Origin of the sequence: Paenimyroides baculatum (genome assembly GCF_008629655.1) — a bacterium.
Taxonomy (GTDB): domain Bacteria; phylum Bacteroidota; class Bacteroidia; order Flavobacteriales; family Flavobacteriaceae; genus Flavobacterium; species Flavobacterium baculatum.
This window is the reverse complement of record NZ_VWSG01000004.1, coordinates 1-20,829: the sequence shown is the minus strand read 5'-3', so window position 1 is coordinate 20,829 and position 20,829 is coordinate 1. Positions and strand designations below refer to the sequence as shown.

Here is a 20,829-nt window from a genome sequence, read left to right as displayed (position 1 = left end):
TTTTTATTAACAATTATAACAACAATTTTTACCTTATTATGGTTAGCCTTCTTTGTTCTTTCATCATTTAGTAATGTGTTAGACGACCCTGGTGTCGGGTTAACTATATTATTGATGCTTTTTGCCTTTTTTACGTTTATATTTCCGTTTGCAGGTTTGTATTTATGGTATTCAGATAATTTCAGATTAAAATCCAAATACTTAATTGTACTTGTTTTTTCACTAACTCCTTGGTTGATAGTTTTATTAATTTCGGTGAGAAATATGATTCTTGGATGGTTAGTTGGTTGATTTCCGATTTTTACTTTACACCTTTATATATAAATACATCGCCGTTCCATTCGTAGATTAAATTTTTGCTGGTAACATTTTGCTTGTCATCAACCAAAGAAATTTTCAGCGTATTATTCTCCAAGGTAATTAATTCAACCGGACGTTCTGGTCTGTCAACTACGCTGAAAAAATCGTATTCAACCGAAATTTTATCCAATGTGTTGGTTTTTGTTTTAAAAACGGCTGCGCTTTGTAAATTTTCTGTACCAATTTTATAAGCATTAATGTGTTGAACAGAATATTTACTTGAAAGGATGCTGTTTGAAATTACCAAATAAATACTTTCGTTGCTTTTATTTTGAACGGTATAAATCTTTGAAAAATAGGCTTGCGAATCATTCGATGCCAGACTTTCATTAACGGTGATATTTCCATTGGCATCAAACTGATAAATCTGATTAAAAAAACGCATGGTTCCACCCGAATTATTATCCCAGCTGTAAACGCGGAGTTTTTTATCTGCCGATGTTGCCATTTTCAAAGCATTTTCTTTCTGCAATTTTTCAAACGGATAATTCAACGTGCTGTTGTTGTTCTTAATTAAATAGGATAACGAATCGGAAAACTGCTGGCTGCTTGACGCAAGCAAACTGTCGTTTCGCATATTTCCCATTGAGTTGGAAATATTATTATGAATTTTTAGCAATTTGTTTTCTTCTGCCGATAAATCAACAGTGTCGGTTTTTTCAGCGGTTTTATTGTTTTCTGTCGAAGAATTAGTGATGGTTTTAGTTTCGTCTGCTTTTTTGTTGCAGGCAAAAACCAATAAAGTCAGTAATAAATAATAGGTCTTTTTCATAGTTTAAAATCCAAGTTTTTTAAGTTCTTTTTTAATAGCATCGGCAGTTTTAAATTTTGCTTTATGATTTTTATCGTCTTGAAATCCTTCAAAATTCTGATTAAAAATATCGAATTTCGGGTTGCTCAACAAAGTGAATTTTTCAGGAACATTCTTTATCGAAATATCGTCATAAATATAAACGCCGTATTCAGTACCATCGTATAAATATTGTAAACGATGCGTGTTTGCCGTTAAAATAATCAATTCTTTTTGTTTGTCATTATCGGCATTGTCAAAAAATATGCTTAAAATTTTGGTATCCACATTATCATCTTCAAAATGATCAATCAGAATTTTTCTGTCCGTTTTTCCATCGTTCCAAATAAAATAACCATTCACAGCCTGTCTTTCGTAAACAATATCCTTGTATTCGTGCGTAAGATCTTCGGTGTAAAAAACAATAGCAGCTTTTGGAAAATCCCAAACCGATGTTTCTATAACCGCATGAGCCAGACTGCTGTTTTTCGGCATAAACTTTTTAGCAATCGATTTTACATCTGTTTCCTGTGAAAAACCAATGGTTGTTGTTAATAAAAATGCGGTTAAACAAACGTTTTTTAATAAGATCATTCTATAAAAAGTTATTTTTCAGGTATAGTAAAGATAGCCTATTCAGAAGAAGATTAGATAGTAATATTAAAATTTTAAGAAATAATTTATATGCACGCATAGTATTGTTATTTGAAATTTTTTTTATCTTCGTAGCTAATTAAGAATTAATCTAAAAAACGTAAAATAAATGAAAATATTAGTTTGCATCAGCCATGTGCCTGATACTACTGCAAAGATTAACTTCACAAACGGTGATACGGAATTTGATACAAACGGTGTTCAATTTGTAATTAATCCTAATGATGAATTTGGTTTAACACGCGCAATTTGGTTTAAGGAAAAACAAGGAGCTCACGTAACTGTTGTAAACGTTGGTGGAGCCGATACAGAAGCTACTATTCGTAAAGCATTGGCAATTGGTGCCGATGAAGCTATCCGTGTAAATGCAGTTCCAACCGATGGTTTTTCTGTTGCAAAACAGTTGGCAGAAGTTGTAAAAGCAGGTAGTTATGATGTAGTTATTTGTGGAAAAGAATCGTTAGATTATAATGGTGGAATGGTTCCGGGAATGTTGGCATCTTTATTAGGATTTAATTTTGTGAATTCTTGCGTAGGTGTCGAGGTTGATGGATCTAATGCAACTTTGGTTCGTGAGATCGACGGTGGTAAAGAAACATTAACTACTAATTTACCATTGGTAATTGGCGGACAAAAAGGTATTGTTGAAGAAAAAGATTTACGTATTCCAAACATGCGCGGAATTATGACAGCTCGTACTAAAGCATTAAACGTTTTAGAACCGGTTGCTGCAGATGCTAAAACAAAAGCGGTAAAGTTTGAAAAACCTGCACCAAAATCGGCAGTAAAATTAATCAGCCCTGATAATTTAGACGAGTTGATTAACTTATTACACAACGAAGCTAAAGTAATCTAATTCTAAAATCAATTTAAAATTTAAAAAGTATGTCAGTTTTAATATATACAGAGTTTGCAGAAGGTAAATTTAAAAAAGTAGCTTTAGAATTAGCTTCTTATGCAAAAAAAGTAGCAGAATCATTAGGAACAACACTTACGGCAGTTGCAGTTAATGCTGGTGATGTTTCTGAATTAGGAAAATACGGTGTTGATAAAGTACTAAAAGTAACCGATAGTAAATTAGACAAGTTTAACGCAAAAGCGTATGCCGATGTTGTTAAACAAGCAGCACAAAAAGAAGGCGCAAAAGTTGTTGTTTTATCATCAACTACCGATTCTTTATACTTGGCACCAATCGTTGCAGTTGGTTTAGATGCTGGTTATGCATCAAACGTTGTAGCGTTACCAGTTTCAACAAGTCCATTCCAAGTTAAGCGTAATGCTTTTTCTAGCAAAGGATTTAACGTTACAGAATTAACTTCAGACGTGAAAGTAATTGCATTGGCTAAAAACTCATTTGGTTTGGCTGAAGCATCTGGGGCAGCATCGACAGAAGATTTCGCAGTAAGTTTGAACGATGCCGATTTTAATATCCACATTCAAAGTCAGGAAAAAGCATCAGGACAAGTTTCTATTGCCGATGCTGAAATCGTGGTTTCTGGTGGTCGTGGTTTAAAAGGACCTGAAAACTGGGGAATGATCGAAGAATTGGCGAGCGTTTTAGGAGCAGCAACAGCTTGTTCTAAACCGGTTTCGGATTTAGATTGGAGACCTCACTCTGAACACGTTGGTCAAACAGGAAAACCAGTAGCATCAAACTTATATATTGCAGTTGGTATTTCTGGTGCAATTCAGCACATTGCGGGTATCAACGCATCAAAAGTAAAAGTGGTTATCAACACAGATCCAGAAGCGCCTTTCTTTAAAGTTGCCGATTATGGAATTGTTGGTGATGCATTCCAAATTTTACCTGAATTAACAAAAAAGTTAAAAGAATTCAAAGCGAATAACAACTAAGATTTTCTTTAAATATTATATTCAAACAGCCGTTTTTTTACGGCTGTTTTTTTGTTCATATTATTGATTTTGTTATATTTAGGATAAATACTAATTATGTAAAAAAATAAATTTAGAAGATTATAAACAAAAATTTACCGAAGATGATGCAGTAGGCTGGCTGTCGATCGATGAAAAAGTAAATGAAATTTATGGGCAACAAGAACCACAGCATTTTGGCACAATAATAAAGTATATGCTGGGTGGAAAAGATCCGCTTGATGGTATAAGTGTTTATGAAAGTCAAAACCAAGAAGACCATTAACATATTGTTAACATATTGTTTCTTACGGACTTTCGGAATTGTATTATGATGAAGAAAGTGCGGGAAAAGAATTTAGTAAATACGGATTTGAATTTACTTTTAGATTAAAAAAGAAAGAAGGTGACGATTTTAATTGGGCTATGAACCTAATGCAAAATTTAGCACGCTACGTTTTTGAAACAGGAAAATGGTTCGAAGAGTTTCATTTTATTCCCACCAACAGTCCAATTCGTTTAGATTACGATACCAATTTAACAGCAATTGCCTTTGTATTAGATCCGGAACTAGGTAAAATTCAAACTCCACACGGAGAAGTTCAGTTTCTACAGATGATTGGTATTACAACAGAGGAATATGAGCTACTAAAGCAAAATCCTAAACTAGCCGAAACAGAAAAGCTTTTACATCAATTGAAATTAGACAACGCACTTTTGATTACAGATTTAGATAGAAAATAAAAGCAAGCTTTTTCCAATTAAATAACAATTAAAACGTGTCATTCTGAACTTGTTTCAGAATCTCATCTTGTAATTTAAACAATCGTAATTTTTACGGCTGTTTTTGTGTATTTGAAATAAAATAGATTATGATTAAATATTTAAAATTTTTGATGTTGTTTATTTGTATGACTTTCTTATACGGTTGTCCCAATATTGATGACGCTAAATATAAATTTAAAATTAGAAATCAATCAACAGATAGTATTTACTTTTATCAAGCGGAAAATTTTGATTATTTTCCAGAATACTTAAATTCAGGATTTATAATTGCACCTAATAATCAAGTGCCTTCAGCAACAAATTTTAGTTATGGTAAGATATATGTTTGGATATTTGATAAAAACGTTATTGATAATAATGTTTTTAAAGATGTGATAAATAATGATATGTATTTAAAACGGTATGAACTAACTTTAGATGATTTACAACGTATGAATTGGCAAGTTGTCTACGATGAAGATTAATTACTTAAACAGTAAAACAAAACAAAATTATTTTCTATATAAACCCTGTTAAATTTAAAAATGTATCTTTGTTTAATAGCGTTTTTTAGCTATTTTTATCAGCATGAGTTTAGTAAAATTAACAATAAAAGGAATTTCATACAGTCATACGCAAAACGGAGCTTATGCTTTGATTTTGAATGAAGTAGATGGTGATCGTAAACTGCCAATCGTGATAGGTGCGTTTGAAGCACAAGCTATTGCCATTGCCATTGAAGAAGATTTAAAGCCGCCACGTCCGTTAACGCACGATTTGTTTAAAACTTTTTGCGACCGGTTTGATATCGTTGTAAAACAGGTAATCATTCATAAATTGGTAGACGGTGTTTTCTTTTCAAGCATTATCTGCGAACGCGACGGTATCGAGGAAATTATCGATGCACGTACGTCTGATGCCATTTCACTGGCATTGCGTTTTGATGCGCCTATTTTTACCTATCAGAATATATTGGATAAAGCAGGAATTTATCTTCGCGAACAGGAAGAAGCAGATGCAAAAGATGAGGAATATGGTGATGATGACGATGATTTTGATGCAGATGACGACGATGACGACAATGATGAAGAATTAAGCGATGTTATTGATGAATTTCTAAATATTGCTCCTGTAGAAAAAGGCAATGAGTTTGCCGATTATTCGCTTCAGGAATTAAACGATATGTTGGAAATAGCAGTAATGAACGAAGATTACGAAAAAGCAGCTCGTTTACGTGATGAACTTTCAAAAAGAAACCTTTAAAAAATGAAACAGTATTTAGATTTAGTTAAACACGTTTTAAAAGAAGGTGTTCAAAAAGGCGACAGAACAGGTACCGGAACTAAAAGTGTTTTTGGTTACCAAATGCGTTTTGATTTAGCCGAAGGTTTCCCAATGGTTACAACCAAAAAAGTCCATTTAAAATCAATCATTCATGAATTGCTTTGGTTTTTAAAAGGCGATACCAATATAGGTTATTTAAAAGAAAACGGTGTTCGAATTTGGGATGAATGGGCGAATGATAATGGCGATTTAGGCCCAATTTACGGTTATCAGTGGCGTAATTGGAACGGCGAAGAAATAGATCAAATTAAAGAATTAATCGAAACATTAAAGACAAATCCAAACAGCCGTAGAATGTTAATTTCGGCTTGGAATCCTTCTGTTTTGCCCGATACATCTGTTTCTTTTGATGAAAATGTTGCCAACGGAAAAGCAGCTTTGCCTCCGTGTCACGCATTTTTTCAGTTTTATGTTGCCGATGGTAAATTGTCGTGCCAACTGTATCAGCGTTCGGCAGACATCTTTTTGGGCGTTCCGTTCAATATTGCATCTTACGCGCTATTTACTATGATGGTTGCACAGGTTTGCGGTTTAGGTTATGGCGATTTTATCCATACGTTTGGCGATGCGCACATATACAACAATCATTTTGAACAGGTTGAATTGCAGTTGTCAAGAGAACCACGTCCGTTGCCAAAAATGATCTTAAATCCAGAAATAAAAGATATTTTCGATTTTACATTTGAAGATTTTACGTTGGTAGATTACGATCCGCATCCGGCAATTAAAGGTCAGGTTTCAGTATAATGAAGATTAGTTTAGTAGCAGCAATTGCACAAAATAAAGCAATAGGAAAAGACAACGATTTGTTGTGGCATTTACCTGCTGATTTTAAACATTTTAAAGAAACAACAAGCGGACATTTTATTTTAATGGGGCGCAAAACGTTTAAATCTTTTCCTAAACCTTTGCCAAATCGTACACATTTAATTATTACCAGACAGAAAAATTACAATGTTCCGGATGATTGTTTTGCATTTGCTTCGGTAAGCGATGCTTTACAATTTGCAAAACAGCAAAATCAAGAGACTGTTTATGTAATTGGCGGTGGAGAAATTTATAAGGAAACAATCAGTGTTGCTAACGAATTAGTAATTACACATGTAAATGCCGTGTTTGAAGATGCTGATGCCTTTTTTCCTGAAATAGCATCTGATTGGAAAATGATTTCAGAAGAATTTCATAAATCCGACGAAAAAAATAAATTCGATTTTACTATAAAGATTTATCAAAAGTAAAGGATATGTTGTCATTCCGACGTTAGGATGAATCTATTAGAGATTCTTCATTTCACTTTGTTGCATTCAGAATGACAAAATAATATAAAAATGAAAAAATTAACCACAGCTTTTATTGCATTTTTTACTGCATTCTCGGTAAATGCACAAATGGCTGTGTTTAAAAAAGAACTGGTTCGTCCGCCACAATTAACTTATTACGGATTGAATCATTTGGGCGATACTTCATCCATTGTAAGTAACGAAATTGCCAAAGAAACTCTTTTAAAAACATTTACTTTTAAAGATCCGTTTTTAGGAAACATTGCGCAATACGATGAACGAAATCCTTTAAAACAATTGGTTTTTTATAAAAATACGCAACAATTGGTTTTTTTAGACAATCAGTTAAGTGTAAAAGAAAAGATCGTTTTAACAGATCGTTTCTCTGAAATCGATGCCGTTTATGCAGCTTTAACTTCACAGGCTTCCATTTGGATTTTCGATTACGCAAGCAAGCGCTGGTGTATTGTTTCATCGCAGCAAGATCAACCATCGTTCGTCAGCAATCCTATAACAACCTATTCTTTTTTAACAACTTACGGCAATTTTGCTTACTGGCAAAAGGATGATGTTGTGTACGGAATTGATATCTACGGAAAAGTAATTCAAGAACAAAATTTACCTAAAAAAGCACAATTGTTAGCAATTAATGGCGATTTGTTGGTGTATGTATCAAACAATAAATTATTTTTGTTAAACACTAAAAATAAAGAAACAGAAAAATTGGCAGAAGTTCAGTCAACCATTGATTCTGTTATTTTTAACGCAAACAGTTTAAGTGTTTTAACAACAGATAAATTGTATTTATACCATATAAACTAATAAAATATGCAAGTTGCAATTGCCGGAAACATTGGTGCAGGAAAAACTACGTTAACCAGATTATTAGCCAAACATTACAAGTGGGATGCACATTACGAAGATGTAGTTGATAATCCGTATTTAGATGATTTTTATCATTCAATGGATCGTTGGTCGTTTAATTTGCAGATTTACTTCTTAAACAGTCGTTTTCGTCAAGTTTTGGCAATGAAATCGAGCGGAAAAAATACCATTCAAGATCGAACCATTTACGAAGATGCCCATATTTTTGCTCCGAACTTACACGCAATGGGGTTGATGTCTAACCGTGATTTCAATAATTATAAACAGTTATTTGAATTGATGGAAGATTTGGTTGGTGCACCTGATTTGTTGATTTATTTAAGAAGCTCGATTCCGAATTTAGTAGGACAGATTCATAAACGTGGACGTGAATACGAAAATTCTATATCGATTGATTATTTGAATAAACTGAACGAACGTTACGAAGAATGGATCAAAAGCTATACAAAAGGTAAGTTGTTGATTATAGATGTTGATCCTATTAATTTTGTTGATAATCCTGAAGATTTAGGACAAGTTATCAACCGAATTGATGCCGAAATTAACGGTTTGTTTTAATATGAACAGGCTTTTAAGTTTGCGGTTTATAATTTGTAATCTGTTTTTTCTGGTTGCTTGTTTTTCAGCAATTGGTCAGGAAAACTGGAGCGCATCGTTACAAACCTATCAAGGTGCTATTTTACCGCACAGCGAAAATATTGCCCATTTAATAACCAATAAACCTACAGGTTTTCTGTTTTCGGTAAACCATAAAGTCGATGGATCTAAAGAGTGGCATCATACCTACCGTTTTCCCGAAGTCGGTTTTTCTTTTCATACACAAAACAATCACAACGAAACTTTGGGCGATTTGTACGGCTTGTATGCACATTATAATTTTTACTTTTTAAATAGACGATTACAGTTTCGTGTAGGGCAGGGAGTTTCTTACGCAACGAATCCATTTGATAAAGAAACTAATTTTCGAAATGTAGCTTACGGATCTAAATTTATGCCATCCACGTATTTTATGTTGGGGTATGATCAACCTAGAATCTGGCAAAATATCGGGATAAATGCAGGATTGCTGTTTGTGCATCATTCAAATGCCACCATAAAAGCGCCAAATACAAGTACTAATACGTTGGGAGTGAATGTTGGTTTAACCTATCATTTTTCTGATGAAGATCAAACAGGTAAAGCCAATTCTTATGTAGATTATCCGCAGCAAATTCGATACAACCTTTTGTTCAGAACAGGCGTTAACGAAAGTCATATCATCGGAATGGGACAAAAACCGTTCTATCATATTACCGCAATTGTAGAAAAACCTTTGAATAATTATGGAGCGGCACAGTTAGGAGCCGAAGTTTTCCTGTCGAATTCATTAAAAGAGCTTATTCCGTTTTTGGCGACTTCATTTCCCGAAGAAGGAATGGATAAAAATACCGATTGGAAACGTGTGGGCGTTTTTGTAGGCTACGAATGGTATCTGAACAAACTAACCGCCGAAGGAAATATTGGTTATTACGTCCATGATGAATATAAGAAAAACGGATCGCTTTACCAACGTTTAGGCTTGCGTTATTATGTAACTCCGAATGTTTTTGGAGTGATGTCGTTAAAAACGCATTTTGCTAAAGCAGAAGCTTTTGAAGTTGGTGTTGGATATAAGTTGTAGATTGTATGTTTTAAGTTATAAGTTTGTCATTCTGAAAGAAACGAAGTGGATTGAAGAATCTCTAATAGATTCCTCCTTCGTCGGAATGACAAATTGTGATATATATTCAGAAGAAAATCTGTGCATCAGTGGTTAAAAAATAGAGTTATGAAAAAAAGTATCGTTTTATTGTTGTTGATAATTGCCGGATGCGCTGGTGAAGATGCTTGTTTTTCAAAAAAAGGAGATGCCGTTTCACAAGAACATCAGTTATCAGGATTTCATACCGTTGATATTCCCATGAATGTTTCAGCAGAAATTATTCCGAGCACCACTTTTAAAATGGAAATTCAATCGTTTGAAAATAGAATTGAAGCAATTTCATTTGAAGTTAAAGATTCAATCCTTACAATAAAAAACGAAATTTCGTGCCAAATGCTTAAAAGTCATGAAATCGCGGTTTTAAAAATTTATACTCCAAATTTAAAAAGAATCCATTCTCGTACGCAGTTTAATGTAGTTTCAAATGATACGTTACGTTATCCGAATTTATATCTGCTAACAAGTATTCCGAACGAAGAAAGTGCATCGACCAACTTTAATTTAAAACTAAACAACAATTCGGTAACGGTAGAAGATAACCAGGTAGGAAGCTTTATTTTAAAAGGAAAAACCAATGTTTTGGATGTAAAATTATACGGAGCTAATGGCTCGGTTGATGCTAAATTATTAAAGGCTAAAACAGTTTTGTCTTATCACCGAAGTAACCAAAATATTCATGTGTTTGCAAAAAATAAATTAGAAGGCGTTATTGCATCTGTCGGAAATATTTATGTGTACAACAAACCCGATACCGTAAAAATTGAACGTTTATATACTGGAAATGTTGTTTATAAATAGTTTTTAGTTATAAGTTTTAGGTTGTAAGTTTAGTCATAGAACCTAAAACTTATAACATAGAACACTATAACGTTTTCTCTCTAAAAATAGTTTCCAGATTTTTATTTTTAAGCTGCATAGATAAAATCTTAACATCTAATTCTTTAGCAAAATCAAAAAGGGCAGGGCGCATGTCTGCATCTGCATTAAAAATAAGTTCCCACTGCATATCGTGTATGTTGTGAAACGATTTTAAGTTAGGCAAACGCTTAATAAATTCTTCTTCAATTTTAACATCGAACTCAATTTCAATTACCTGATCGTTTTCATTGCTAAACATCTGTTGCAATTTGTTATCGGCAACAATAACTCCGCTTTTAATAATAATCACTCGGTCGCAGATTGCTTCCACTTCCTGCATAATGTGTGTCGATAAAAAAACGGTTTTGTCTTTACCAATATTTTTTATCAAATCACGAATTTCAGTCAGCTGGTTCGGGTCCAATCCTGTAGTAGGTTCATCTAAAATCAACACTTCCGGATCATGCAGTAAAGCTGTTGCCAAACCAACACGCTGACGGTATCCTTTAGATAATTGCCCGATTTTTTTATGAGCTTCGGGCGATAAACCTGTAAGCTGAATCACTTCGTCAATACGTTTTTTGTCAACCTTATAAACATCGGCATTAAATGCCAAATATTCGCGAACGTACAAATCTAAATAAAGCGGGTTGTGTTCGGGCAAATAACCAATAGATTTCTGAACTTCTTTCGGGTGCGTATTCACATTAAAACCATTTACAATTGCGGTGCCGTTGTCAGCTTCAATATAGGTGGTTAAAATTTTCATTAATGTAGATTTTCCGGCACCATTCGGACCCAGAAAACCGACAATTTCCCCTTTGTTAATTTTAAAATCAATGGTGTCTAACGCCTTTTGCGTTCCGTAATTTTTAGAGATATTTTGTACTTCTATCGACATAGAATTTCTTGTTTTACACAAAAGTAAGTATTTTTTATATTAGTTGGCTATATCTGTAAAACTATACCGTATTTTACTGAAATATCTGTAAATTTGCGGTATGACGAAAGTAAGTGAAAAAGCTTTGTGGTTTAAGCAATTATCGGGTAACAAACCTTTGATAATCGCGGGTCCGTGCAGTGCCGAAACTCCTGATCAGGTGTTGGAAATTGCGCACGGAATTAAAGATCAGGCAACCATTTATCGTGCAGGAATCTGGAAACCAAGAACACGTCCGGGTGGTTTTGAAGGTGTTGGCACTATCGGCTTAAAATGGTTGCAACAAGTGAAGGCAGAAACAGGTATGCTTTTGGCTACCGAAGTTGCTACTGCAGAACATGTGGAGTTGGCTTTAGCACACGATATCGATGTTTTGTGGATTGGCGCACGTACAACCGTGAACCCTTTTGCTGTTCAGGAAATTGCCGATGCGTTGAAAGGAACCGATAAAATTGTTTTTATAAAGAATCCGGTAAACCCTGATTTAAGCTTGTGGATTGGTGGTTTTGAACGTTTGCAGAATGCAGGAATCGAGAAGTTAGGATTTATTCACCGTGGATTTTCAAGCTACGAAAAAATAAAATATCGTAATAAACCCGAATGGCAGATTCCGATTGATTTGCAGATTCGTTTTCCGGAAATTCCGCTGATTAATGATCCGTCACACATAACGGGAAATCGAGAATTGATTCAACAAGTGGCTCAAAAAGCGCTGGATCTAAATTTCGACGGTTTGATGATTGAAACTCATTGCACGCCCGATTTGGCTTGGAGCGATGCTGCACAACAGGTAACACCGAATCAATTACAGGAAATCTTATCGAATCTGGTATTGCGCGATTCGTTGAATTTAGAAGATTCGTATGTACACGAAATGAACATGTTTCGAACAAGAATCGACGAAATTGATACACAGATTTTAAAATTATTGAAAGACCGTATGCAGATTGCCGATGAGATTGGTTTGCTTAAAAAAGCTAAAAACGTAGCTGTTTTACAACCCGAACGTTGGCAGGAAGTTCTTATAAAAATGCGCCGCGAAGGCAAAGAAAATAAATTGGGCGAAGCTTTTATTACATCGTTATTCAAGGCAATTCACGATGAAAGTATCACAAGACAAGACCATATAATCAACAGAAAATAAAAGTGAATGACAGGAATTGTTTATAAATCTACAGGAAGCTGGTACACCGTAAAAGCTGATACAAACGAGTTTTTTGAGTGTAGAATTAAAGGGAAATTCAGAATGAAGGGTATTAAAAGTACCAACCCAATTGCCGTTGGCGATAAGGTAGATTTTGATCTGGATACCACTGCAGATGTAGTTACGGGTGTTATCACCAACATTCACGAACGCAAAAATTATTTAATTCGCAAATCGGTAAATCTGTCCAAACAGGTGCATATTATTGCTGCAAACGTAGATATTTTGTTTATTTTGGTAACTATTGATAATCCGGTTACCACCACAAGTTTTATTGATCGATTGCTGGTAACTGCCGAAGCGTATGGAATTGAAGCCATTTTGGTTTTTAATAAGGTAGATACTTTTTCTGAAGAAACATTAGACGATCAACTGTTCTTACAATATACGTACGATAAAATTGGCTACAAATGTTTGCGTGTTTCTGCCGCTACCGGTAAAGGATTAGATGCGTTAAAAGAAACCATGACTAATAAAGTATCCATGTTTACCGGGCATTCGGGTGTTGGAAAATCAACATTGGTTAATGCTTTAGAACCTGGTTTGAATTTAAAGACCAAGGAAATATCAGAACAACATCAGCAAGGACAACACACCACGACTTTTGCCGAAATGTACGATTTAAGTTTTGATGCCAAAATTATTGATACACCGGGGATTCGTGGTTTTGGGATTGTTGATATGGAACCACAGGAAATTGGTAATTATTTTCCGGAATTTTTCAAGCTGAAAGATCAATGCAAATTCAATAACTGTCTGCATCGCGAAGAACCACATTGTGCGGTTAAAGATGCATTAGATGACGATGAAATTTCATGGTCGCGCTACAAAAGTTATACGCAGATGTTAGATGGCGACGAAGAAAATTACCGCGCAGATACTTACGGAAACGGTAAAAATCCCGACGCATAAATGAAAGCAGTAATACAGCGCGTTTCGCAAGCATCGGTAACAATAAACCACAAAAAAGTAGCAGATATTGGTTTAGGATTACTGATTTTAGTAGGAATTGAAGATGCTGATTCCACCGAAGATATTGATTGGTTAACCGCAAAAATTTCGCAACTCCGAATTTTTAATGATGAAAATGAAGTCATGAATAAATCGGTTCAAGATGTAAATGGCGATATCATTGTAGTGAGTCAGTTTACGTTGCATGCATCAACCAAAAAAGGAAACAGACCGTCTTATCTAAAAGCATCAAAACCAGATATTGCCATTCCGTTATACGAAGCTTTTGTTGCATCAATGGAAAAATCAATAGGAAAAAAAGTTCAAACCGGACAATTTGGCGCAGATATGAAAGTCAGCCTTCTAAACGATGGTCCGGTTACTATTATAATCGATACAAAGAATAAAGAGTAATGCTTAAAAAATTCCTTTTATATACCTTAATATATGTTGTGATTTCGTTTTTAATGAGTTACAATGAAATTCAATGTGCAATAAATGGCGAAGAATTATGCTGGTATAATTTAATAGGGAAATATTTGATTTTTTTATTACTGCTTTATATTTATGATAGATTAATTAAACCACGAATTTTTAAAAAACAGAAGCAATAAATTATTATGGATATTAAAAACGCACAACTAAATGTTGATAATTGGATAAAAGAACACGGTGTTCGTTATTTTAACGAATTAACAAATATGGCACAGCTTACTGAAGAAGTAGGAGAGGTTGCCCGTATTATTGCCCGCAGATATGGCGAACAATCTGAAAAAGAAAGCGATAAAAACAAAGATTTAGGCGAAGAATTAGCCGATGTTGTTTTTGTGGTTTTATGTTTGGCAAACCAAACCGGTGTAAACTTACAAGAAGCATTCGATAAAAAAATGGATTTAAAAACCAATCGCGATCACGATCGTCATCATAACAACGAAAAATTAAAATAATCGTTTTTTCTTTTAAAAGGTGCAGCAATTTTGTTTTCATGAGTACTATAAACATGCTATTTTGCATGGTAAACGCTAAAGAAATAGTGTTTTATTTTAAAAACTGAATAAATTTGCACAAAATTTAAAGAAAAAAAGTAATGAAAAAAATTATGTTAGTGTTGGCACTTGCTGTAACTGCTATGGCAAATGCACAAGAAGGAACTATTTTAGTGGGCGGTAATGTTGGTTTGTCATCAGACAAAATTAGCGATAATAAACAAAGTTCATTTGAGTTTTCGCCTACAGTTGGTTATCAGTTTAACGAGAACATGACAGTTGGTTTACAAGCTTCAGTTTTAAATTCAAATTATGAATTTGTTGGTGGAGAAAATAAAGATAACGGTTTAAAAATTGGGGCATTTTACCGTTACGCAAAACCGTTAAGCGAATTGTTTTCAGTTTTTGCAGATGTTTCTGCTGGATACCAAACAGTTAAAACAGAAAACACAATGACTGGTTTGCCAACTACAACTTTAAAATCTAATGGTTTTTACGCAGGTGTAACTCCGGCTTTGTTTATTAACATGAAAAACAGTTTTGGTTTAAACTTTTCTATCGGTGGTATTCAGTACAGCTCTTTGAAAAGCGACACTACGCCATCTGTTAAGTCATCAAGTTTTGATTTTAATTTTGGAAAAACCGTTAATATCGGTATATCTAAAAACTTCTAATTTACAGAAAATAAAAATGAAGAATCGGGCAAATGTGCCCGATTTTTTTATAAATTGTTTAGTAATTTTGATTCCAAATTAAGCTGCTAAAAGCTATGAACGATATATTACTGAATAAAAGCGAACTAAAAAACAATCAGGAAATTATAATTTCGGGCTCAAAATCCGAAACAAACCGTTTGCTTTTGCTTCAGGCATTATATCCGAACTTAAAAATTGAAAATGCTTCAAATTCTGATGATTCCGAAGTAATGAAAAATGCTTTGCAATCATTGGGGAAGTCAAGCGAAATCAACGTATATCACGCAGGTACAGCCATGCGGTTTTTAACATCGTTTTACGCAATTCAAGAAGGTTTGGAAGTTGTTATTTCAGGATCCGACAGAATGCACGAACGCCCAACAAAAATTTTGGTTGATGCTTTGAATCAATTAGGAACCGATATTTCGTATTTAAAAGAAGAAGGTTATCCACCAATAAAAATCATCGGAAAAAAAATCCAAGGCAATAAAGTTTCGATAGATGCCAATGTAAGCAGCCAATATATTACATCGTTAATGTTGATCGGATCTAGCTTACCAAACAAACTCGAAATTCAGTTAAAAGGAACAATTACATCAATTCCATACATAAAAATGACGCTTTCGGTGTTGCAGTCGTTAGGAATTAAAGCCGAATTTAAAAAAAATATTATAAAAATTCCATATACAAAAAAGCTTTCAAACGATACTTTTGTGGTAGAATCAGATTGGTCGTCTGCATCGTATTTTTACAGTTTAATGGCGTTGTCAAAGATTGATACGCAAATTACGTTGGGATATTTCAAACAAGACAGTTTGCAGGGCGATGCAGTTTTGGCTGAAATCTATCAGAATTTCGGAGTTCAAACTACATTTATTGACAATAAAATCATTATTAAAAAGGTTGAAAATTCTTCAATTAAAAATTTAAATCTTAATTTAAACAATGCACCCGATATTGCTCAAACTATTATTGTTACTTGTTTAGGCTTGGGAATTACCTGCAATTTGATGGGATTGCATACGTTGAAAATAAAAGAAACCGATCGTTTACAGGCTTTAAAAAACGAATTAGAAAAATTTGGAGCAGATGTTTCAATTTCTCACGATTCTATTCAGTTGAATAATTCGGTTATTTTTCAAAATGATCCTATTAAAATAGAAACCTATCAAGACCACCGAATGGCAATGGCATTCGCTCCGCTGGTTTTAAAACAATCTTTAATCATAAAAAATGCCCCTGTTGTTTCAAAATCGTATCCTGATTTTTGGAATGATTTAAAAGCAATAGGATTAAGTGTTAATCATCTGTAAATAAGTTAATTAAATTTTCATTTTTAAAATAAACAGCTATTTACTTGACAACCCCTATTTTGAAGTTGTATATTTGCAAGCTTAATTTTTTTAATTAAGATAACACTTAACGGACTTTTATTTTTATGAAGTTATCAAATTTTAATTTTAATTTACCTACCGAACTACTTGCAGAATTTCCTGCGGAAAATCGTGACGAGTCTCGTTTAATGGTAGTTAACCGTAAAACAGGTACAATTGAACACAAATTTTTCAAAGATTTAATCGATTATTTTAATGAAGGCGATGTAATGGTATTGAACAATACCAAGGTTTTTCCTGCGCGTTTGTACGGAAATAAAGAAAAAACAGGTGCCCGTATCGAAGTTTTCTTGTTGCGCGAATTAAATGCAGAACAGCGTTTATGGGATGTTTTGGTTGATCCTGCCCGTAAAATACGTATTGGTAATAAATTATATTTTGGCGATGACGATTCGTTGGTTGCCGAAGTTATTGATAACACAACATCGCGCGGACGTACATTACGCTTTTTGTACGATGGATCTTACGAAGAATTTCGTTTAAAATTACGTGAGTTGGGTGAAACGCCGATTCCGAAATATATTAACCGCGAAGTTACTCCGGAAGACGAAGATCGTTACCAAACAATTTATGCTACCGAAGAAGGTGCTGTTGCTGCACCAACTGCAGGTTTGCACTTTTCTAAACATTTGTTGAAACGTTTGGAAATTAAAGGTGTTGATTTTGCAAAAATCACTTTACATATTGGTTTGGGAACTTTTAACCCTGTTGAGGTTGAAGATTTATCTAAACACAAAATGGATTCTGAAGAGTTGATTATAACGCAGGAAGCTTGCGATATCGTGAATCAGGCAAAAGCAAAAAAAAGTAAAATATGTGCTGTAGGAACTACGTCAATGCGTGCATTGGAAAGTTCAGTTTCATCAAACCACACATTAAATACGTATGAAGGTTGGACAAACAAATTCGTTTTTCCACCGTACGATTTCAGCATTGCCGATTGTATGATTACAAACTTCCACATGCCAAAATCAACTTTATTAATGATGATTTCTGCTTTTACAGGTCATGATTTAATGATGAAAGCTTATGACGAAGCCATTAAAGAAGGATATAAGTTTTATTCGTATGGCGATGCCATGCTAATTTTGTAGTTTTTTTATTTAGTTATATAGTTAAAAGAAAACTCATCGTAAAGATGAGTTTTTTTTGTTTATAGCTGTTTATTCTTTTTTACTTCTTCTAAAATCGTGTGCATTAATTCGGTTTGAACTTTTTGTATCTCCATTAATTCTTTTTGTTGATGCATAATTAATTGATCTATTTTTTCATGTAGAATTCTAATTTCTAATTCCGATTTTAAATTGATCATATAATCGTTCTTTGCACGCTCACGATCTTTGGTTTCCTGCCTGTTTTGCGACATCATAATAATAGGAGCTTGCAAAGCGGCTACACAAGAAAGAATTAAATTCAGTAAGATGAATGGATACGGATCAAAACCTTTATTCATAAAAACAAATGCATTTGCTCCAATCCAAAGAAGCAGAAAAAAAACGAATGATAAAATAAAGGTCCAACTTCCACCAAAATCAGCAACTTTATCGGCTATTCTTCCTCCAATGGATTCATTTTTTATATCGGTTTTTAACGATTCATCACTAATTATTTCTGATTTTGAAATAGAATTTACAACCTGCTTTTTTAAATCGTTTAATTCACCAATTTCGTTTACAAGTTTTTCTGAAATATACTTTTGTCGATAGAAGTTTAATTCGTCAACCGATAGCTTTGCATTTTCATCGAACAAATTATGTTCTTGTTTTATAAAATCAAAAATTGATTTTCGAATGGTTTTCGCTCTCACCATTTCATCTAACGGAAATTCCTTTCCTGAAATATCGCTAATAAATGTCTTCATTAATCTATGCTGTAAAACAATTTTATGGTAATAGTTGCCGTTTTGTTTTTTGATGCCGTATTAAAAGATCCACCCCAAGAATATTCTTCGGATGAATTTTGAGCTACAATCTGAAAAACACCCATGTCAGATTTTTTTAAACTTCCTAAATCAGATTCTGCATTTTCTGCAATTTTTTCGGCACGCAAACGGGCATCTTTTGTAGCTGCGGCAATCATTTCTAATTTTAAGGCAGCCAATTTTGTATAGTAATATTCAGGTGTACTAGAGTAAAGTTCAACACCCGAATTAATCAGTTCAGAAACCGATCTTGATACATTTTCTACCTTTTCAACTTCTTTACTTTCTACCTGAACATTTTGCGACAACGAATATCCGTTAAAAGTTTGCGATCGAACATTAGAATTTTCATCGTAAGTAGTAGCATATTCTTTATTGATACTTACCGATGAAAACACAATTTCGCTTTCTTTAATACCTTTCGATGTCAGATAATTTTTAATCGCATTTCTGTCGGTTTCCAAAGATGCATAAGCCTCCTTCAATTCAAAACTCTTTTTAGAAAAGCTGCTGTTCCAAACAATTAAATCAGAAACAAAATCTTTCGTTCCCAAACCGGTAACACTAATTGTATCGTTACTGTTATTACGATTTTTAAAAGCATTAGTCAAAAAAGCGGTAGATATTATCAATCCTAAAGCTATAATTGTAGCAGTTATATAATTTTTCATGATTTTTTTTATAATTTTAGCAGATTAAATATAAGTAATTAATATATGATAAAAAAGTACTTTTTATTTTCTCTAATTTGTTTAACAGTTAGTTTAAATGTTTTTGCCCAAAATTACCAGTTGAATGCTTTTAACAATGTTGTTTTTTACGACGGCTATGCAGCAACAAAAACAACTGCAACTCCTGCAGGAATTGTTCGTTTGGATAATTCAAGATACGCTCGAAAAATTACTGCAACAGAAATTGCGAGCTTTAATAATACTCTTTCATTAGAAGTAAAAATTAACGCACTTTGCGATAATTACGATCGTCAGGGTGGTGTTTTCTTTGCATTTGTTCCAACAGGGGAAAATATTACTTCTCCTAACAAAAAAACAATTGAGATCGGTAGATACATTACACCGTTCATGAATATGAACGTAGCACCTAATGAAGTTACTTACCAATACGATTTAAATCACTTAATTGGCATTTTTAAAGATGCTACTTTTTTACAGAACAATGATATTTGGGTAGAGTTTTTCTTATTTGGTGTTCCTTATGCAGCTCAAACTCAAATAGCGGGCTGTTCAGGAAGAGAAGATGTTTTTCAAGGAACCGTAAATTTTACATCAACTGTTAATGCAACTGTAGCTCAACATTATCTACCAAAACCATTGTGGAGTAGAAAACGTATAAACAAAACAACTGATAGCGATTTTCCCGGAACGGCAGCACGAATGGTTTCTTTTTCAACAGATCAAGATTTGGTAGATGCACATGTACAGCTTATAACTTCTGCACACGGAGCTAATAATGGTGGCGAAGAGTATGTTCGTAGAGAGCATTTGGTTTATTTTGATGATGTGGAAATTTTAAAATACACTCCTGGTGGTTTAAGTTGTGAACCTTTCCGTAAGTACAATACACAGGCAAACGGAATTTATGGTAGTTCAGTACAGTCTACTGCTTGGTGGGCAGCTTGGAACAATTGGTGTCCGGGTGATAAAATTCCAAACAGACTTATTCAATTAGGTAATGTAGCTACAGGAAATCACTCATTTAAAATAAGCATACCTACGGGTAAGTTTCCTCATAGTAATGACGAAATTATTTTATCAGCCTTCATCTATTCTAAAGATAACGCATTATTAGATAACAAAAAGGTCGAAATAATAGATTATGTAGTTTATCCAAACCCAACAACAGATCAAATTACAATCAATGCTACCGTTGATGTTAAAAAAACAACCCTTATAGATTTAAACGGAAAAGTCTTGCTAAATGGATCTAGTAAAACATTAAATATTCAAAATTTACCTGCAAGTACCTATATTTTAAATATCGAATTTACAAACGGAGTAAAAACAACAGAAAAAATAGTTAAAAACTAATTAGTTTTCTCCAGTAAATCAAATCCCGTTAGTTCACTAGCGGGATTTTTTTGTTTTTGGGCGTTCCCCTTACATTTAGTTTCAAAACAAAATCTGGAAAAATCATCATAGAAGCTAACATAAAATTCGATTAAGTATTTGGTG

At 33.7% G+C, this 20,829-nt stretch carries 23 protein-coding genes and 1 pseudogene; 19 read left to right on the top strand and 5 right to left on the bottom strand.

Features of this window, described 5'->3' with window-relative positions:
- Positions 1 to 301: 301 nt before the first annotated feature.
- Together F0460_RS06555 and F0460_RS06550 are read right to left on the bottom strand one after the other, a co-directional pair.
- On the bottom strand, positions 302 to 1,132 hold the full coding sequence (locus F0460_RS06555; RefSeq protein WP_150011486.1) for a hypothetical protein: 831 nt from the start codon (positions 1,130 to 1,132) through the stop codon (positions 302 to 304).
- Between the two features lie 3 nt (positions 1,133 to 1,135).
- Positions 1,136 to 1,744, bottom strand: a complete 609-nt coding sequence (locus tag F0460_RS06550) for a hypothetical protein (RefSeq protein ID WP_150011484.1) — start codon at positions 1,742 to 1,744, stop codon at positions 1,136 to 1,138.
- Between the two features lie 169 nt (positions 1,745 to 1,913).
- Here F0460_RS06550 and F0460_RS06545 point away from each other — a divergent pair, with 169 nt between their 5' ends.
- From F0460_RS06545 to F0460_RS06495, 11 genes and pseudogenes are all read left to right on the top strand, one after another.
- Positions 1,914 to 2,660 (top strand): electron transfer flavoprotein subunit beta/FixA family protein, encoded by a 747-nt coding sequence (locus F0460_RS06545; RefSeq protein ID WP_150011482.1) that lies wholly within the window; start codon positions 1,914 to 1,916, stop codon positions 2,658 to 2,660.
- 29 nt (positions 2,661 to 2,689) lie between these two features.
- Positions 2,690 to 3,658 carry an electron transfer flavoprotein subunit alpha/FixB family protein gene (locus tag F0460_RS06540; protein WP_150011480.1) on the top strand — a complete coding sequence of 323 codons (969 nt, stop codon included), beginning with the start codon at positions 2,690 to 2,692 and terminating at the stop codon, positions 3,656 to 3,658.
- A 106-nt stretch (positions 3,659 to 3,764) separates the two neighbouring features.
- Positions 3,765 to 4,420: pseudogene (locus F0460_RS06535) on the top strand (suppressor of fused domain protein).
- 128 nt (positions 4,421 to 4,548) lie between these two features.
- Positions 4,549 to 4,926 (top strand): hypothetical protein, encoded by a 378-nt coding sequence (locus tag F0460_RS06530; protein WP_150011478.1) that lies wholly within the window; start codon positions 4,549 to 4,551, stop codon positions 4,924 to 4,926.
- Between the two features lie 103 nt (positions 4,927 to 5,029).
- Positions 5,030 to 5,704 carry a bifunctional nuclease family protein gene (locus F0460_RS06525; protein WP_150011476.1) on the top strand — a complete coding sequence of 225 codons (675 nt, stop codon included), beginning with the start codon at positions 5,030 to 5,032 and terminating at the stop codon, positions 5,702 to 5,704.
- A gap of 3 nt (positions 5,705 to 5,707) precedes the next feature.
- A complete protein-coding gene (locus tag F0460_RS06520) occupies positions 5,708 to 6,532 on the top strand; it encodes a thymidylate synthase (protein ID WP_150011474.1) in 825 nt (274 codons plus the stop codon).
- Positions 6,532 to 7,023, top strand: a complete 492-nt coding sequence (locus F0460_RS06515; protein ID WP_150011472.1) for a dihydrofolate reductase — start codon at positions 6,532 to 6,534, stop codon at positions 7,021 to 7,023. Before F0460_RS06520 ends, F0460_RS06515 begins: the two co-directional genes overlap by 1 nt.
- Before the next feature lie 90 nt (positions 7,024 to 7,113).
- A complete protein-coding gene (locus F0460_RS06510) occupies positions 7,114 to 7,887 on the top strand; it encodes a hypothetical protein (RefSeq protein WP_150011470.1) in 774 nt (257 codons plus the stop codon).
- Between the two features lie 6 nt (positions 7,888 to 7,893).
- Positions 7,894 to 8,508 (top strand): deoxynucleoside kinase, encoded by a 615-nt coding sequence (locus F0460_RS06505; RefSeq protein ID WP_150011468.1) that lies wholly within the window; start codon positions 7,894 to 7,896, stop codon positions 8,506 to 8,508.
- Between the two features lies 1 nt (position 8,509).
- The gene (locus F0460_RS06500) at positions 8,510 to 9,610 is read left to right on the top strand and encodes an acyloxyacyl hydrolase (protein ID WP_190304109.1); all 1,101 of its coding nucleotides are present in this window, start codon (positions 8,510 to 8,512) and stop codon (positions 9,608 to 9,610) included.
- Between the two features lie 147 nt (positions 9,611 to 9,757).
- The gene (locus F0460_RS06495) at positions 9,758 to 10,489 is read left to right on the top strand and encodes a GIN domain-containing protein (protein WP_150011464.1); all 732 of its coding nucleotides are present in this window, start codon (positions 9,758 to 9,760) and stop codon (positions 10,487 to 10,489) included.
- A gap of 64 nt (positions 10,490 to 10,553) precedes the next feature.
- On the opposite strand, the gene gldA is transcribed toward F0460_RS06495, so the two are convergent.
- Positions 10,554 to 11,450, bottom strand: coding sequence for a gliding motility-associated ABC transporter ATP-binding subunit GldA (gene gldA, locus F0460_RS06490; protein ID WP_150011462.1), 897 nt, complete (start codon positions 11,448 to 11,450; stop codon positions 10,554 to 10,556).
- Positions 11,451 to 11,550: 100 nt separating this feature from the next.
- On the opposite strand from gldA, the gene F0460_RS06485 reads away from it, so the two are divergent.
- The 7 genes from F0460_RS06485 to queA all read left to right on the top strand — a co-directional run bounded on the left by F0460_RS06485 (position 11,551) and on the right by queA (position 17,813).
- A complete protein-coding gene (locus F0460_RS06485) occupies positions 11,551 to 12,633 on the top strand; it encodes a chorismate mutase (RefSeq protein WP_150011460.1) in 1,083 nt (360 codons plus the stop codon).
- Between the two features lie 6 nt (positions 12,634 to 12,639).
- A complete protein-coding gene (gene rsgA / locus F0460_RS06480; protein ID WP_150011458.1) occupies positions 12,640 to 13,605 on the top strand; it encodes a ribosome small subunit-dependent GTPase A in 966 nt (321 codons plus the stop codon).
- Positions 13,606 to 14,058 carry a D-aminoacyl-tRNA deacylase gene (dtd, locus tag F0460_RS06475; protein ID WP_150011456.1) on the top strand — a complete coding sequence of 151 codons (453 nt, stop codon included), beginning with the start codon at positions 13,606 to 13,608 and terminating at the stop codon, positions 14,056 to 14,058.
- A 206-nt stretch (positions 14,059 to 14,264) separates the two neighbouring features.
- A complete protein-coding gene (locus F0460_RS06470) occupies positions 14,265 to 14,591 on the top strand; it encodes a nucleotide pyrophosphohydrolase (RefSeq protein ID WP_150011454.1) in 327 nt (108 codons plus the stop codon).
- Positions 14,592 to 14,731: 140 nt separating this feature from the next.
- Positions 14,732 to 15,304 carry an outer membrane beta-barrel protein gene (locus F0460_RS06465; protein ID WP_150011452.1) on the top strand — a complete coding sequence of 191 codons (573 nt, stop codon included), beginning with the start codon at positions 14,732 to 14,734 and terminating at the stop codon, positions 15,302 to 15,304.
- Positions 15,305 to 15,399: 95 nt separating this feature from the next.
- A complete protein-coding gene (locus F0460_RS06460) occupies positions 15,400 to 16,638 on the top strand; it encodes a 3-phosphoshikimate 1-carboxyvinyltransferase (RefSeq protein WP_150011450.1) in 1,239 nt (412 codons plus the stop codon).
- Positions 16,639 to 16,763: 125 nt separating this feature from the next.
- The gene (gene queA / locus F0460_RS06455; RefSeq protein WP_150011448.1) at positions 16,764 to 17,813 is read left to right on the top strand and encodes a tRNA preQ1(34) S-adenosylmethionine ribosyltransferase-isomerase QueA; all 1,050 of its coding nucleotides are present in this window, start codon (positions 16,764 to 16,766) and stop codon (positions 17,811 to 17,813) included.
- 59 nt (positions 17,814 to 17,872) lie between these two features.
- On the opposite strand, the gene F0460_RS06450 is transcribed toward queA, so the two are convergent.
- Together F0460_RS06450 and F0460_RS06445 are read right to left on the bottom strand one after the other, a co-directional pair.
- Positions 17,873 to 18,580: a DUF1003 domain-containing protein gene (locus tag F0460_RS06450; protein ID WP_150011446.1), complete on the bottom strand. Its 708-nt coding sequence runs from the start codon at positions 18,578 to 18,580 to the stop codon at positions 17,873 to 17,875.
- On the bottom strand, positions 18,580 to 19,311 hold the full coding sequence (locus F0460_RS06445; RefSeq protein ID WP_150011444.1) for an SIMPL domain-containing protein: 732 nt from the start codon (positions 19,309 to 19,311) through the stop codon (positions 18,580 to 18,582). The genes F0460_RS06450 and F0460_RS06445 overlap by 1 nt, the downstream gene beginning before the upstream one ends.
- 45 nt (positions 19,312 to 19,356) lie before the next feature.
- Here F0460_RS06445 and F0460_RS06440 point away from each other — a divergent pair, with 45 nt between their 5' ends.
- Entirely contained in the window at positions 19,357 to 20,685 is a 1,329-nt protein-coding gene (locus F0460_RS06440; protein ID WP_150011442.1) for a peptide-N-glycosidase F-related protein, read from the top strand.
- Positions 20,686 to 20,829: the final 144 nt, after the last annotated feature.